Below are 14,184 nucleotides of genomic sequence, written 5' to 3' on the forward strand. Positions count from 1 at the left end.
CACCTGACGACTAGCGATTGTCTGAAACTCACTATATCCAATCTTCACGACAGGCGCACAATGGTCGCATTGAGGTGAGGAGCCTGATGATGGATAGCCGGAAACCCCTGGACTCATTGGCCATTGGCCTGATGATTCCGTTCTGTATTTGTTTTGGTTTGCAACAGGTTGCCCTTAAAGCGGCGGCGCCGGACATGGCACCGATGCTGCAAATTGCCTTGCGCTCCATTCTCGGCGCCGCGATGGTGTATGCCCTGCTGCGCTGGCAAAAGGAAAGCATGACCTGGCGCAACGGCGTGTGGCAGCCGGGCTTGTTGGTGGGGGTGCTGTTTGCTCTGGAGTATGTGTTTCTGGCGGAGGCGCTGCGTTATACCAGTGCGGGCCATGCGGTGGTGTTTCTCTATACCTCGCCGATGTTCTCTGCCCTGATTCTGCACTTCCGCCTAGAGACGGAACGGATGTCACTGGTGCAGTGGCTGGGTATTCTGCTGGCCTTTGCCGGCATCGTCACCGCCTTTGGTGGCAACCTGTCGATCGACAGCAGCGAGCAGTTGTTTGGCGACTTTCTGGCCTTGTTGGGCGGTTTGGCCTGGGGGCTGACCACGGTGGTGATCCGCACCAGTAGTTTGTCGAATCTCCCCTCCAAGCAAACCGTACTCTATCAACTGCTGGTAGCAGCAGCGCTGCTCACGCCCTTGGCCTGGTGGTGGGATCAGTTCAGCTTTAACCCTACCCCCTTGTTGCTCGGCAGCCTGGCCTTCCAAACCCTGATCATCGCCTTTGGCGCCTTGCTGATCTGGTTCTGGCTACTGCGTAATTACCAGGCCTCACGCATTGGGGTGCTGTCTTTTATGACCCCCATTTTCGGGGTGCTGCTTGGGGCCTGGCTGCTGGATGAGACCATCGAGCCTGGCTTTATGCTCGGCGCGCTATTGGTGGTGGCCGGTATTAGCCTGGTCAGTGGCCACGAATGGCTGCTTGGATACTGGCGCAAGCGCCAAGCGCGGATGTTGGTGCCTGGCGGATGATGACAGGCCCCGCCATGTTTATTCGGGGCTGGGGTTAAATGGCTACGGGGGCGCAGGTTGAACCGCGTACCACTAAATGCGGGGTGATTTGCTGAATTTGTCCGGCTTCCAGCGAGTGGTGTTCTTGCAGGCGTTGCAATAGCAGGGCCACGGCGGTCTGGCCCAGGCGTTCGGTATCCTGATGGATAGTGGTAAGGCTGGGGCTCAGGTAGCGGGCAAAGGGAATGTCATCGTAGCCGACGATAGACAGCTCTTGCGGCAGACGCAGGCCGGCTTCCTGGGCGGCGCTCAGTGCCCCCATCGCCATCATATCGTTGCCGATACATAAACCTGTGGGGCGCTCCGTCAGCTGCAGTAACTGCTGCATGGCCTGGTAACCACTGGCGCAGTCAAACTCGCCACTGAGTACCCATTCCGGCCGAATCGGCAGTTGATACTCCGCCATCGCCTGTTGAAAACCCTGCCAGCGCTCCCGTGCCGGTTGTTTGTCCTGGGGGCCGATAAAGCAGCCGAGGTGGCGATGACCCAGCTCCAATAAATGCTTGGCGGCCAGATAGCCACCGAGCAGGGAGTTATCCTGAATCCGATCCAGCTGGGGGTGCAGTGGGCCCCAGTCCATCACCACGGTGGGCACCGGCAGGTTGCCGCCAAAGTCAGCAAATACCTGCTGCTGGGCTTCGGTACACATCAGCAGCAGGCCATCGACCCGCCGTTGCAGCAGCAGTTGCAGGTGATTGTGCAGGCGCTGCGGGTCTCCCTCGGTATTGCACAGAATCAGGTGATAGCCCTGCTGAAAGCAGGTGTGTTCCACCGCCCGCACCAGTTCGGAAAAGAAGGGGTTGCTGCTCACCGTCACCAGCATGCCGAAGGTGCGGGTGGTATTCACCTTGAGGCTGCGGGCCACCGCGCTGGGGGCATAGTTGAGCTGCTTGACCGCTTGCTGTACCCGTTGCTGAATCTCGTCACTGACATAGCGGGTCTGGTTCAGCACATGGGAGACGGTGGAGGTGGATACACCCGCCACCCGCGCCACATCTTTAATGGTGGCCATCAGTGACTCCGTTACAGCAAGAGGGGGCAGACACAGGGCTTCTCCTTTTCACCAATGGAATATTCAGCGGCAAGATTTACCACCAAGCATGGGCCTGGGCCTGTCTTTCTACTTCAGCGCGGCGCGGAATGGAAGTCTGGGCACCGGCGCGGGTGACACTGATAGCCGCCGCAGCCTGGGCCAGGGGCAGGGCCTCGGGCAGGCTGTTGCCCTCCACCAGGGCGATGGCCAGGGCACCATTAAAGGTGTCGCCAGCGGCTGTGGTGTCCAGTGGCTCCACCACAAAGGCAGGGTAATGCTGGCCCTGGCTGGTGTCCCGGGAGCTGGCATAGAGACCCTGACTGCCGAGGGTAATGATCACCTGCTCCACCCCGGCCTGATGCAGGTGGGCCGCGGCTTCGGCGGCGCTGGCAGCATCCGTGACCGCAATGCCGGTCAACTGGCTGGCCTCGTGTTGGTTAGGGGTGAGGATATCGACCAGTGCCAGCAGCGCTGGATCAAGTGCCCCTGCAGGCGCTGGGGCGGGGTTGAGCATCACCTTGCCGCCTGCGCTTTTGACTATGCGGGCCGCTTCAATCAGTGCCTCTATCGGGCTTTCCAACTGCATCAGCAGCAGCTGGCTGGCGAGCAGGCGAGCCTGCTGCTGGCGTACCCGCTCCGCAGTAAGGCTTTGGTTAGCACCGGGGTGCAGGGCAATACAGTTTTCCCCCTGCTGATTAACGTAAATGAGTGCCACGCCGGTGGCCTGGCTGACGCTGCTGATGCCATCGGTGTTTAGGCCTTCAGCGCGAAAATAGTCGAGCAGCGCCTGGCCTGCCGCTTCCTGTCCCAGACAGGCGATAAAGTTGACGGGCAGTTGGCCCTGGCGCATGCGCACGGCGGCAATGGCCTGGTTGGCACCCTTACCACCCGGCACCTGCAGGTAGTCTTCACCGCTGAGGGTTTCCCCCGGCGCGGGGAAGCGCGGCAGGCGGATAACATGGTCCAGATTAATGCTGCCCAGTACGGTTAAGCAGGCATCGGTCATGGTGATTCCTTAGATTGGCAAAAGTAAGCAGGGAGCGCCCGTCCCTGGGCGCGGTCAGGATTACTCGCTGACCACCATCAGCTCAACCGGGATATAAGCCGCAACGCTCTCACCCTTGAGGACTTTGTCGGCGGTCTGCACGCCAGTGGCGCCAATTTCAGCCGGCTTCTGGGCAATGGTGGCGGCCAGTTTGCCGCGCTTCACCGCCTGCACACCGTCATCGGTGCCGTCAAAGCCCACTACCAGCGGCTGTTTGCCAGCGGCTTCCAAGGCGCGAATGGCACCCAGTGCCATCTCGTCGTTCTGGGCAAAGACCGCCTGCACATCGCTATGGGCGGTGATCAGGTTTTCCATCACGTTGAGGCCTTTGCTGCGGTCAAAATCAGCAGGCTGGCTGGCCAGCACGCTAAAGCCATGGGCGCTGACTGCCTGGGCAAAACCTTCCCCACGGTCACGGGCGGCGGAGGTACCGGCGATGCCTTCGAGCTGAATCACCTTGGCATTGGCACCGAGTTTGTTGGCAATAAAGTCACCGGCCAGCTTGCCGCCGGCCACGTTGTCAGAGGCGATATGGCTCACCACTTCGCCACCGTTGGCACCCCGGTCGAGGGTCAAGACTGGAATCTTGGCCTTGTTAGCCAGTTGCACTGCATTGGCCACCGCATCGGAATCGGTGGGGTTGATCAGAATGGCGGACACTTTGCGGATGGTCAGGTCTTCGACGTTGGCCAGTTCTTTCCCCGGATCATTCTGGGAGTCGAGCACGATCAGTTCATGGCCAAGGGCCTTGGCGGCTTCATCGGCGCCTTCTTTCATGCTGACGAAGAAGGGGTTGTTGAGGGTCGAGACCACCAGGGCCAGGGTGTCGGCCTGGGCTTGGATGGCGGTTGCCAGTACGGTGGTCGTCAGCAGGGCAGTCAGCTTTTTCATGGATTTAACCTCTATTGTTGTTGTGTTGCTTATCCACCAGTACCGCCAGCAGGATGACTCCAGCCTTGGCGATCATCTGGAAATAAGATGAGACATCGAGCAAATTCAGGGCGTTATTGAGAAAACCGATAATCAGCGCGCCAATCAGGGTGCCGACAATGCGGCCTTTACCACCCGCCAGACTGGTGCCGCCAAGTACCACGGCGGCAATGGCATCCAGTTCATAGCCCATCCCTGCGGTAGGCTGGGCGGAGGACAGGCGAGCGGTGACGATAATGCCAGCCAGGGCCGCGAGCATGCCGCACAGGGCATAGACGGCAATCTTGATGCGATCGACCCGGATACCTGACAGGCGGGTAGCGGCCTCGTTGCCACCCAGGGCATAGACGTAACGGCCAAAGCGGGTGTGGTGCAGCACCAGCCAGCCCAGGGCAAAGACGGCAAACATCAGCCAGACGGGGACGGGGATACCCAACAGGTAACCATTACCGAGCCAGCTAAAGGCATCCCCGGCATCGGAAAAACCAATCGAAATCGGGCGGCCTTCGGTGTACACCAAAGTCAGGCCGCGCACCATGGTCATGCTCACCAGGGTGGCGATAAAGGCCTGCACATGGCCCTTGGCGATAATGATGCCGCTGATCGCCCCCAGCGCCAGGCCGGCAGCCAGGGTCAGACAGAGGGTGACCAATAAGGGCAGTTCCAGGGCCACCATGCTGGCGGCCAGGGCGCCGCAGAGGGCCAGAATGGAGCCGACGCTCAAGTCAATGCCGGCGGTAAGAATTACCAGGGTCATCCCCACCGCGATAATGGCGTTGATGGAGGTCTGGCGCAGGATATTCATCAGGTTATCGACACTGAAAAAGTTCGGCGTCAGCGCCGATACCACCCCAATCAGCAACAGCAGGCAGAGCAGGGATTTTTGTTGCTGTAACCAGGACAGCATGGCAGTTCGTGACATATTCATCATTTTGACTCACTGACAGCTTGGCCAACGGCGGCGGCCAACAGGTTTTCCTGGGTGGCTTCGGCGCGGCTGAATTGTCCGGCCAGACGCCCCTCATGCATCACCAGAATGCGGTCGCTCAGCCCTAGCACTTCGGGCATATCGGAGGACACCAACAAAATGGCCAGGCCCTGTTGCTTGAGCTGATTGATTAGCTGATAGATTTCTTTGCGGGCGCCGACATCGATGCCACGGGTCGGCTCATCCAGAATCAGCACCCGGGGTTGGCAGAGCAGGGCTTTGGCAATCGCCACCTTTTGCTGGTTGCCACCGGACAGGTTGATAAGCGGTTGCTCCAGGCTGGGGGTTTTAATCCGCAGCTGTTGCACCAGTTCGCGGGCCTGTTGTTGTTCCTGGCGATGCTGGAGTAAACCTGAGACATGGCAGAAGCGCGGCAAGGCGCTGAGGCTGATGTTGTGCAATACCGATAAGCCCAGCACCAGACCTTCGCCCTTGCGATCCTCGCTGATGTAGACCACCCCGGCAGCCAGGGCCTCGGCGGGGCTACGCCACTGCACCGCTTGACCCAACAGGTGGATTTGGCCCTGACGCACCGGGCTGGCGGCATAGATCAGCTTCATTAACTCGGTGCGGCCGGCGCCAATCAGACCGCTTAAGCCCACCACTTCACCGGCGTGCAGGCTCAGGCTGACCCCTTTGACGCCCTGGCCATGCAGGTTATCCAGCGTCAGTACCTGCTCCCCCAGGGTGGCGCTTTGATAGGGGTAGTAGTCATCCAGGGAGCGGCCCACCATGGCCTCAATCAGACTGTCCTCGCTCCACTCGGCGGTGGCCGCTTCACGGATAAACTGGCCATCCCGCAGCACGCTGATGCGGTCACTTAGGGCAAAGACTTCCGGTAAGCGGTGGGAGATATAGACAATGCCACGCCCTTCGGCTTTGAGCTCATTGATCACCCGAAACAGTTGCGCGGCCTCGGTATCGGTGAGGGCATCGGTGGGTTCATCCATGATGATCACCCGTGACTCGAAGGCCAGGGCTTTGGCTATTTCCACCATTTGCTGGGCACCCAGGCTCAGGTCACCAAGGCGTTGGCGTGGGTCGAGGTTCAGCCCCAGACGTTGTAACAGCTCGGCGGCGTGCTGATACAGACGGCGCCAGTCGATACAGCCAAAGCGCTGGGGTTCGCGGCCCAGGAAGATGTTCTCGCCGATGCTGAGTTCGGCATGCAGGTTCAGCTCCTGGTGAATAATGCTGATGCCGGCCTGTTGCGAGTCACGCGGGCCTTGAAACCAGCGGGCCTGGCCCTGGTATTCGAGGCGGCCGCCATCGGCCTGGTAGATGCCGGTCAGGATCTTCATCAGGGTCGATTTACCGGCCCCGTTTTCCCCCATCAAAGCCATCACCTCACCGGGGTAGACCCTTAGCTCGGCCTGGCGCAGCGCCTGTACCCCGGCAAAGGCCTTATCAATGGCGCTGAGTTGCAGGAGCGGCTGCATCAGGCCTGCTCCGCAAAGGCAACACCGGTGCACAGAATGATGTTGGCGTAGGGGGTGCACTCGCCGGTGCGTACTACTGCTTTGCTGTGCTGGCTACGCTGTTTGAACTCGGCGTGGCTAACAAAGTGCACAGGTAATTGCCGCTCGCTCAGTCGCAGCAGCAATTGCTGGTAGAAGGCGGGGCTGATCTGGCGAATCTCTTCGGCCAGGATCACGCTTTCAATCGCCACTTCACCCAGTACCAGGTCCAGCGTGGTCAGCAAATCCGGTACGCCACGACAGAGGGCTAAGTCCAGGCGCTGATGCTCATGGGCAATGGGTAAGCCGGCATCCGCCAGGGTGATTTCATCGGTATGCCCCAACCGACTTAATACCTGGGTCAGGGGGGCGTTAAGAAGTTTTGCTAGTCGCATGCTGTTCCCTTAGGGGGCAGGACGGCCCTGCTTATCATTATTTTGCCCATTTATAGTGCAAGAAAAACGTTTGCGCAAACGTTTCGATGGTGTTTTAGCTGAACTTTAGTTGGCTTAAGCGTCTTGGCCGGACAGGGGGTACACCCAGCCGCCAGGGTTGCCCCTGATGGGGTAGCTCGCCCCCACGCTTGATACATATCAAAGGGGGAGGGGAAGGGAGCTGCTAGCGTGGCGGGGTTTCAACCCGTGGTAAGGAGCGGCTGATGGAGCTGGTCTGTCCCGCAGGTAGCTTACCTGCGATGAAAAGCGCGGTGGATGAAGGGGCTGATGCGGTCTACTTCGGTTTTAAAGATGCCACCAATGCCCGCCATTTTGCTGGACTCAACTTTGATGAGCGCCGCGCCCGTGAAGGCATCGACTATGCCCACCGTAAAGGGACGCGGGTGTTTTGTGCCCTCAATACCTATCCTCAGCCCAGTGGCTGGCAGCAGTGGACGGCAGCGGCCGATCGCGCCGCCGACCTGGGGGTGGATGCCTTGATCGCCGCCGACATGGGGGTACTAAGTTATGTGGCCAAACGCCACCCCAAGCTTAATCTGCACCTGTCCGTGCAGGGCTCAGCCACTAACCAGGCGGCGCTGAAGTTCTACCATGAGCACTTTGGTATCCGCCGGGCGGTGTTGCCACGGGTGCTGTCCTTGGCGCAGGTGGCCCAGCTGGCAGCGGCTAGCCCGGTGGAGCTGGAGGTATTTGCCTTTGGCAGTCTGTGCATTATGGCGGAGGGACGCTGTTATCTGTCCTCTTACCTGACCGATGAGTCCCCCAATACCTGTGGCGCCTGTTCGCCAGCCAAGGCGGTGCGTTGGCAGGAAACCCCGCAGGGGTTGGAGTCACGCCTTAATGGCGTGCTGATTGACCGCTATGGGCCAGGGGAAAAGGCCGGTTATCCCACTCTTTGTAAGGGGCGCTTCGAGGTTAATGGCAAGCGCTACCATGCCATCGAAGAGCCCACCAGTCTTAATACCCTGGATTTGATTCCGCAGTTGCAGGCGCTGGGCATCGCCGCAGTAAAAATCGAAGGGCGGCAACGCAGCCCGGCCTATGTGGCTCAGGTGGCGCGAGTTTGGCGTGCGGCGCTGGATCAGGCCGCGGCCAACCCCCAGGGTTTTCGCCCCCATAGCGAGTGGCAGCAAACCCTGGGTGAGCTGTCGGAAGGTTCGCAAACCACCCTGGGTGCGTACCACCGTTCCTGGCAATAGGAGAAGGCGATGCAAGGCACACACTTGGCCCTGGGGCCGATTCTGTTTTTTTGGACCCAGCAGGAAGTACGGGATTTTTACCAACGCATGGCCAGCCAGCCCGTGGAGACGATCTACCTGGGGGAAACGGTATGCTCGAAACGGCGGGAAATGCGCCTGCCGGACTGGATTGAGGTGGGCCAACAGCTGGCCGAGCAGGGCAAGCGGGTGGTGCTCTCGACCCTGACCCTGCTGGAGGCGGAGTCCGAGTTGAAGATGCTCAAGCGTATCTGCGCCAATAGCGACTTTGTGGTGGAAGCCAATGATGTGGCGGCGATCCAGCTGCTGAGTGAACACAAGCTGCCCTTTGTGGTGGGGCCGGCGATTAACGTCTACAACCTGGAAACCCTCAAGCTGTTAATGGCGCAGGGTATGCAGCGCTGGGTGATGCCGGTGGAGCTGGGCCGGGTTACCCTGCATGCGCTGTTGCGTCAGTTGCAGGAGGAGGGCTTGCGCCAGCAGTTGGAGGTCGAGGTATTTGCCTATGGCAAGCTGCCGTTGGCCTATTCCGCCCGCTGTTTTGCCGCCCGTCATCTGGACTTGCCCAAGGATAATTGCCAGCTGTGCTGCTTGAACTATCCCGATGGACTGATGGTGCGCAGTCAGGAGGGCAAGGAGGTCTTTACCCTCAATGGCATCCAGACTCTGTCCGGTGATCTCTATAACCTGGTGGAGGAAGTGGCCGATTTGCAGCAGCTGGGGATTAATGCCCTGCGTCTGAGCCCGCAACTGGCGGGGATGGAGGCGGTCATCCAGCGCTTTGCCGCGGCACTGGAGGGGCAAAGCAGCCAACAGATACCCCTGTTGCAAGCCAGCTTCTGCAATGGTTATTGGTATGGCAAACCTGGCTTGGAGTGGGTGGATTCGGCCTGATGGGGTTGCCGTGATTTCACCGTACCGCAGGCGGGAGTAGACTAAAGGGGCTAAGCAAAAGCCCCTTTTATGTGTCGCTGCCGAGGTCGAAGTGTCAACTGCCCGTACCCTCTCCCCCTGTGTTCGTAACTGCTGTCTGGATGAGCAGGATATCTGCCTGGGCTGTGGTCGCAGCCTGGATGAAATTGTCCATTGGAGTCAGATGAGCGAGGAAGAGCACCGGGCAGTGCTGCAACGTTGCCAACAGCGTCAACGTGATCGGCGCCAGCGTTTTCCTGGCCTGCCGCCCCAGGCTGACTAACTGCCGCTAAAGGCCAATACGCTGTCTGTGCAGGCTTTGACTACACTCCTTAGGGTCAATCAATCTGCAGGAGTAGTTATGAGCACGGCAGAGATGAATGCTACGGGTTCTTCTTCCCTTTCCCCGCTTTTGGGTCGCTGTAGCTGTGGTGAAGTGCGCTATCAGTTACTCGCCCATCCCTTAGTGGTACATGCCTGCCATTGCAGCTGGTGCCAGCGTGAAAGCGGCAGCGCCTTTGCGCTGAATGCGATGATCGAGAGTGATGAGGTCAAGCTGCTGGCGGGCAAGCCGGAGCTGCACACCCTGCCCAGTGCCTCGGGTAAGGGCCAACAGGTACTGCGTTGTCCAAGCTGTAAAGTGGTGTTGTGGAGCCACTATGGTGGCGCGGGTGTGCTGATCAGTTTCGTGCGGGTGGGCACCCTGGAGCAGCCCGAGCGGCTGCCACCGGATGTGCATATTTATACCTCCACCAAGCTGCCCTGGCTGCCACTGCCGCAGGGTGTGCTAGCGATGGAGGAGTATTACCAGCGTTCCAAAATCTGGTCCGCGGCGAGCTTAGCGCGTTTCGAGCGGATTAAGGCACAACTGAAGGGCTGAGGCCCTCGCTATACAGGCGCTCACCCAGGGCTAACCCCTGCTGCACCGGCGCAGGCCAGGCGGGGGTGTCCAGGCTATCGAGCATATTTTTGACCGCCAGACCCAACTCGGTATCCCCTTCGATCACCAGCTTACGCTGGAAGAACAGGGTGTCCGGGTCTTCCTGACGGGTCACCATCTTAATAAAGGCCACTGGTGAGCCCTTGATCCAGGCATCCGCCTCTTCGCGCAGGCACAGGCAGAGCCTGCTGCCTTTGCTGCTATTGACCAGGCTGAGCACCAGGCGCAGCTCTATTTCCTCAACGGCAATGCCCAGATAACGGCCCTGCATAAAGTCCAGGTCACCATATTCCAGTGCCTGCTGCAGGGTATGGCGCAGGGCTTTTTCAACGATTAAGCGTTTGCACGGGAAGGGGGTGAGGCGGTCGCCCTGGCGAATCAGGTTATTCAAACTGGAGCGGAAAAGGGCTTTGAACATGACGGGCTCCTTGGCTGCTGGAGGGTTAATGCTAGTGAGAGCAGAGGGCCGGCAACTTGACCCAGATCAAGGCTGAGAGAGTAGGGGAGGGAATAGGCTTTGGCACAATATCTAGTTATTAATTTTTAAAAATTAACTATATGTAGTGAGGAAGCCATGGCAGCCAGCATTGATGTGAAGTCTACCCTGGAGGAGTATTTACACCGTAGTGACTGGCGGGTACAGGCCAATGCCAACCAGGGCTATTCCCTCGGTGGCATGATATTAAATGTGGCAGGCAAGCTGGTGGCGAACTACTGGCTGGATCAGATTTATCCCCAGGCGGTGGGGCAGGCTCACCGTGACGGGGATATCCACATCCATGATCTGGATATGCTGTCCGGCTACTGTGCCGGTTGGTCACTGCGCACTCTGTTGCATGAAGGTTTTAACGGTCTAGCCGGCAGGGCCGAAAGTGCACCACCCAAACACCTCTCTAGTGCGGTGGGGCAGATCGTCAATTTTCTTGGCACCCTGCAAAACGAATGGGCCGGTGCCCAGGCCTTTAGCTCCTTCGATACCTATCTGGCGCCCTATGTACGCAAAGACCGGCTCAGTTATCCCCAGGTGCGCCAGTGCATGCAGGAGTTGATTTATAACCTCAATGTTCCCTCCCGCTGGGGTACGCAAACGCCCTTTACCAACCTGACTTTTGACTGGGTCTGTCCGGAGGATCTGCGTGAGCAGGTGCCGTTAATCGGCGGGGAGGAAATGCCCTTCTGCTATGGTGAGTTGCAGGCGGAGATGGACATGCTCAACCGTGCCTATCTGGAGGTGATGCAGGCCGGGGATGCGCGGGGACGGGTGTTTACCTTCCCGATTCCCACTTACAACATCACCCCGGATTTCAATTGGGACAGTGCCAATGCCGAGCTGCTGTTTGAGCTGACCGGCAAGTACGGGCTGCCCTATTTTCAAAACTTCCTCAACTCGGACCTGCAGCCCCATATGGTGCGCTCCATGTGCTGCCGTTTGCAGCTGGATGTACGGGAGCTGCTCAAACGCGGTAATGGCCTGTTTGGCTCGGCGGAGCAGACCGGTTCCATTGGCGTGGTGACCATTAACTGTGCGCGCCTGGGTTACCTCTACCAGGGGGATTGGCAGGGGCTATACCAGCGCCTGGATGAGCTGCTGGAGTTGGGCAAAACCTGCCTGGAACTGAAGCGGCAAACGGTGCAGGAGCTGATGGATCAGGGCTTGTTCCCCTATACCAAGCGTTACCTCGGCACTCTGCGTAATCACTTTTCCACCCTGGGGATTAACGGCGTCAACGAGATGCTGCAGAACTTCTATGCCGATCGCAGTGGCAGCCCCATTGATATGGCTCATCCCCAGGGGCGGCAGGAGGCGATTGCCCTGCTCGATCATATCCGTGCCCGTCTGCAGGCGTTTCAGGCCGAGACCGGTCACCTCTACAATCTGGAGGCTACCCCGGCGGAGGGCACCACCTACCGTTTTGCCCGGGAGGATCACAAGCGTTATCCCGGCATTGTGCAGGCCGGTACCGAGCAGGCGCCCTATTACACCAACTCCACCCAGTTGCCGGTGGGCTTTACCGATGACCCCTTCGAGGCGTTGTTATTGCAGGATGAGCTGCAACGCCGTTACACCGGCGGCACCGTATTGCATCTGTATATGCGCGAGCGCCTGTCCAGCAGCCGTGCCTGTAAACAACTGGTACGTACGGCATTGGAGCGTTTCCGCCTGCCCTATTTAACCATTACCCCGACCTTTTCCATTTGCCCCACCCACGGTTATCTCAGTGGCGAGCATGAGTACTGCCCCCGCTGTGATGAGGAAATTCTGGCCCGTAAGCAGGCCGCCTGCTGTGCTTGAGTGATTTACCCTAAGGAGAAAAAGCATGAATGCAATTAGCAAGGTACCCCAACTGCTCAGCAATGAAGAGCGCCAACCCTGTGAGGTCTGGACCCGGGTCATGGGTTATCACCGCCCGGTATCGCAATTTAACGCTGGCAAGCAGGCGGAGCATCGTCAGCGTCGCCACTTCAGTGAAGCGCCTGCCCTGCCTAAGTGATGCCTATGCAGCAAACGAACCAGTCCTGGCCTTTGCTGGCGGTGAGCGGTATCACACCGCTCACCACGCTGGACTTTCCTGAGCATCTGGCCGCTGTGCTCTACACCCAGGGTTGCCCCTTACGCTGTGTGTATTGCCACAACCCGCATTTGCTGGAAAGCGGCCCAGGGCAGCTTGACTGGGCCGAACTATGGCAGTTTCTGCGTCAGCGCCAGGACTTGTTGGAGGCGGTGGTGATTAGTGGCGGCGAGCCACTGCAGCAGCCGGGCTTAGCGGATGCGCTGGCCACTATCAAAAGCCTGGGTTATAAACTTGGCCTGCATACGGCGGGCACCCACCCCAAGCGTCTGCAACAGGTGTTACCGCTATTGGATTGGATTGGTCTGGATGTCAAAGCGCCAGCGGAGTATTACCAGCTGATTAGCGGCCGGCCACGGATGTATCTGGCCAATCAGCACGCTTTGCAGCAGGTCTTGGAGGCCGCCGACCAGGGCTTGGCCTATGAGGTGCGCACCAGCGTGGCCTGGGGGCGTTTGCCCCTGGCCCGTTGGCTGGCGCTGGCGGAGCAACTGAGTCAGGCGGGGGTAGCGAACTATGTTTGGCAGGATGTACGCAGTACCTCAGGCTATCAGGCCTTGCCGGGCCCCACTCCACAACAGCGGGTGGAGCTGATGGCTTATCTGCGTACTCTCTTTACTCAGTTCAGCTGGCGTAATGGTTAAAGTGGGCAGCGTTGCTGTAGGGTTTTATCCAAGGAGGGGAGCTGGTCGTGCTCCGCTTTTAGCGCTTCATAGGCCGCTTCACTCTGCTGCTTGGCCTCGGCACGGCGCATAAACAACTCATAAGCGCGCAGGCTGGCATAGAACAGCTCGGCGTCCTCTACCTTAGTCAATTCCTGCTTGAGGCAGTCACACTGTTGGGCACTGCTCTTGCCGCTTTTAATATCCTCCACACAGATTGCCACCATTTGCTCACGGCTTTGGGCTAAGGCGCCATTGCTTTGCGCCAGTTCCAGCTGGCGCTGGTTGGCTGCATTGGCATAGAACTCGGCTTGGCTGGGGTAGGCACTATCATTAGCCAGAGCAGGCAGGGCCAGCAATGAGGCCAGGGCCGTGGTGGCCAGCAGACGAGGAGAACGGGTGGGCAAAAAAGAGCGCATCATGGCATCCCTGTCAGTAAGTAGTGGGGCAAGGGTAGAAGCTTACATAGGGGCAAGCAAGCCTCGCCTGCGCTTTGCATTAGTGAGAGAGACGACTAGGGTTAAAGGGCAATCGGGAGGAGCGCTTATGAATCAACATGAAAAACTGAATTATGTGGAACTGGCCGCCGCCAAGCTTGAGCAGACCAAGGCGTTTTTTAGCACGGTGTTTGCCTGGCAGTTTAGCGACTATGGCCCGGACTATGCGGCCTTTTCCGTTGCCAGTGCCGGTTTAGAGGGTGGTTTTTATCGAGCGCCCCTGGCCAGTCGCAGTGAGCAGGGTGCTGCCTTGCTGGTGTTTTATTCGGCCAACCTGGAGGCCACCCAAGCTAAGGTGGCAGCTGCAGGTGGGGAGATTTGCAAAGCGATTTTCAGTTTTCCCGGTGGGCGCCGTTTTCATTTTTTGGAGCCTAGCGGTAATGAGTTTGCGGTCTGGTCGGATCAGTAAGC

17 protein-coding genes are annotated in these 14,184 nt (G+C 58.9%); 9 read left to right on the forward strand and 8 right to left on the reverse strand.

Features of this window, described 5'->3' with window-relative positions:
- The first annotated feature begins 89 nt into the window (after positions 1-89).
- A complete protein-coding gene (locus Q334_RS19505; protein WP_035461849.1) occupies positions 90-1,028 on the forward strand; it encodes a DMT family transporter in 939 nt (312 codons plus the stop codon).
- 34 nt (positions 1,029-1,062) lie between these two features.
- Here Q334_RS19505 and Q334_RS0115855 read toward each other — a convergent pair whose 3' ends face one another.
- From Q334_RS0115855 to rbsD, 6 genes are all read right to left on the reverse strand, one after another.
- Complete coding sequence (locus tag Q334_RS0115855) at positions 1,063-2,079, reverse strand: substrate-binding domain-containing protein (RefSeq protein WP_027314067.1); 1,017 nt, start codon at positions 2,077-2,079, stop codon at positions 1,063-1,065.
- A 76-nt stretch (positions 2,080-2,155) separates the two neighbouring features.
- The gene (gene rbsK, locus Q334_RS0115860) at positions 2,156-3,106 is read right to left on the reverse strand and encodes a ribokinase (RefSeq protein WP_027314068.1); all 951 of its coding nucleotides are present in this window, start codon (positions 3,104-3,106) and stop codon (positions 2,156-2,158) included.
- 60 nt (positions 3,107-3,166) lie between these two features.
- Positions 3,167-4,036 carry a ribose ABC transporter substrate-binding protein RbsB gene (gene rbsB, locus Q334_RS0115865; RefSeq protein WP_027314069.1) on the reverse strand — a complete coding sequence of 290 codons (870 nt, stop codon included), beginning with the start codon at positions 4,034-4,036 and terminating at the stop codon, positions 3,167-3,169.
- Between the two features lie 4 nt (positions 4,037-4,040).
- Positions 4,041-5,003, reverse strand: coding sequence for a ribose ABC transporter permease (gene rbsC / locus Q334_RS0115870; protein ID WP_245593702.1), 963 nt, complete (start codon positions 5,001-5,003; stop codon positions 4,041-4,043).
- Positions 5,003-6,502, reverse strand: a complete 1,500-nt coding sequence (gene rbsA, locus Q334_RS0115875; RefSeq protein ID WP_027314071.1) for a ribose ABC transporter ATP-binding protein RbsA — start codon at positions 6,500-6,502, stop codon at positions 5,003-5,005. The genes rbsC and rbsA overlap by 1 nt, the downstream gene beginning before the upstream one ends.
- Positions 6,502-6,915, reverse strand: coding sequence for a D-ribose pyranase (rbsD, locus tag Q334_RS0115880; protein ID WP_027314072.1), 414 nt, complete (start codon positions 6,913-6,915; stop codon positions 6,502-6,504). Before rbsD ends, rbsA begins: the two co-directional genes overlap by 1 nt.
- A 263-nt stretch (positions 6,916-7,178) precedes the next feature.
- Between rbsD and ubiU the strand changes: the two genes are divergently transcribed.
- From ubiU to Q334_RS0115900, 4 genes are all read left to right on the forward strand, one after another.
- Positions 7,179-8,174: a ubiquinone anaerobic biosynthesis protein UbiU gene (ubiU, locus tag Q334_RS0115885; protein ID WP_027314073.1), complete on the forward strand. Its 996-nt coding sequence runs from the start codon at positions 7,179-7,181 to the stop codon at positions 8,172-8,174.
- 9 nt (positions 8,175-8,183) lie between these two features.
- The gene (locus tag Q334_RS0115890) at positions 8,184-9,086 is read left to right on the forward strand and encodes a U32 family peptidase (protein ID WP_027314074.1); all 903 of its coding nucleotides are present in this window, start codon (positions 8,184-8,186) and stop codon (positions 9,084-9,086) included.
- A gap of 91 nt (positions 9,087-9,177) precedes the next feature.
- The gene (locus Q334_RS0115895) at positions 9,178-9,387 is read left to right on the forward strand and encodes a DUF1289 domain-containing protein (protein WP_027314075.1); all 210 of its coding nucleotides are present in this window, start codon (positions 9,178-9,180) and stop codon (positions 9,385-9,387) included.
- 78 nt (positions 9,388-9,465) lie between these two features.
- A complete protein-coding gene (locus Q334_RS0115900) occupies positions 9,466-9,984 on the forward strand; it encodes a GFA family protein (protein ID WP_211249565.1) in 519 nt (172 codons plus the stop codon).
- Here Q334_RS0115900 and ubiT read toward each other — a convergent pair.
- Positions 9,962-10,462, reverse strand: coding sequence for a ubiquinone anaerobic biosynthesis accessory factor UbiT (gene ubiT / locus Q334_RS19510; RefSeq protein WP_051527880.1), 501 nt, complete (start codon positions 10,460-10,462; stop codon positions 9,962-9,964). The two genes, Q334_RS0115900 and ubiT, sit on opposite strands and share 23 nt — an antisense overlap.
- Before the next feature lie 156 nt (positions 10,463-10,618).
- Here ubiT and Q334_RS19515 point away from each other — a divergent pair, with 156 nt between their 5' ends.
- From Q334_RS19515 to Q334_RS19520, 3 genes are read left to right on the forward strand one after another with little or no spacing between them, the layout of a single operon-like run.
- Positions 10,619-12,337 (forward strand): ribonucleoside triphosphate reductase, encoded by a 1,719-nt coding sequence (locus tag Q334_RS19515; protein WP_035461850.1) that lies wholly within the window; start codon positions 10,619-10,621, stop codon positions 12,335-12,337.
- Between the two features lie 25 nt (positions 12,338-12,362).
- Entirely contained in the window at positions 12,363-12,536 is a 174-nt protein-coding gene (gene nrdD, locus Q334_RS20355) for an anaerobic ribonucleoside-triphosphate reductase (RefSeq protein ID WP_081414490.1), read from the forward strand.
- A 5-nt stretch (positions 12,537-12,541) separates the two neighbouring features.
- Positions 12,542-13,258 (forward strand): anaerobic ribonucleoside-triphosphate reductase activating protein, encoded by a 717-nt coding sequence (locus Q334_RS19520; RefSeq protein ID WP_035461851.1) that lies wholly within the window; start codon positions 12,542-12,544, stop codon positions 13,256-13,258.
- Here Q334_RS19520 and Q334_RS0115925 read toward each other — a convergent pair.
- Complete coding sequence (locus tag Q334_RS0115925; protein WP_027314077.1) at positions 13,255-13,695, reverse strand: hypothetical protein; 441 nt, start codon at positions 13,693-13,695, stop codon at positions 13,255-13,257. The genes Q334_RS19520 and Q334_RS0115925 overlap by 4 nt on opposite strands.
- Positions 13,696-13,822: 127 nt before the next feature.
- Between Q334_RS0115925 and Q334_RS0115930 the strand changes: the two genes are divergently transcribed.
- Complete coding sequence (locus Q334_RS0115930) at positions 13,823-14,182, forward strand: VOC family protein (protein ID WP_027314078.1); 360 nt, start codon at positions 13,823-13,825, stop codon at positions 14,180-14,182.
- Positions 14,183-14,184 lie beyond the last annotated feature (2 nt).

The sequence above is a fragment of the Balneatrix alpica DSM 16621 genome (assembly GCF_000619885.1).
GTDB classification, from domain to species: Bacteria; Pseudomonadota; Gammaproteobacteria; order Pseudomonadales; family Balneatricaceae; genus Balneatrix; species Balneatrix alpica.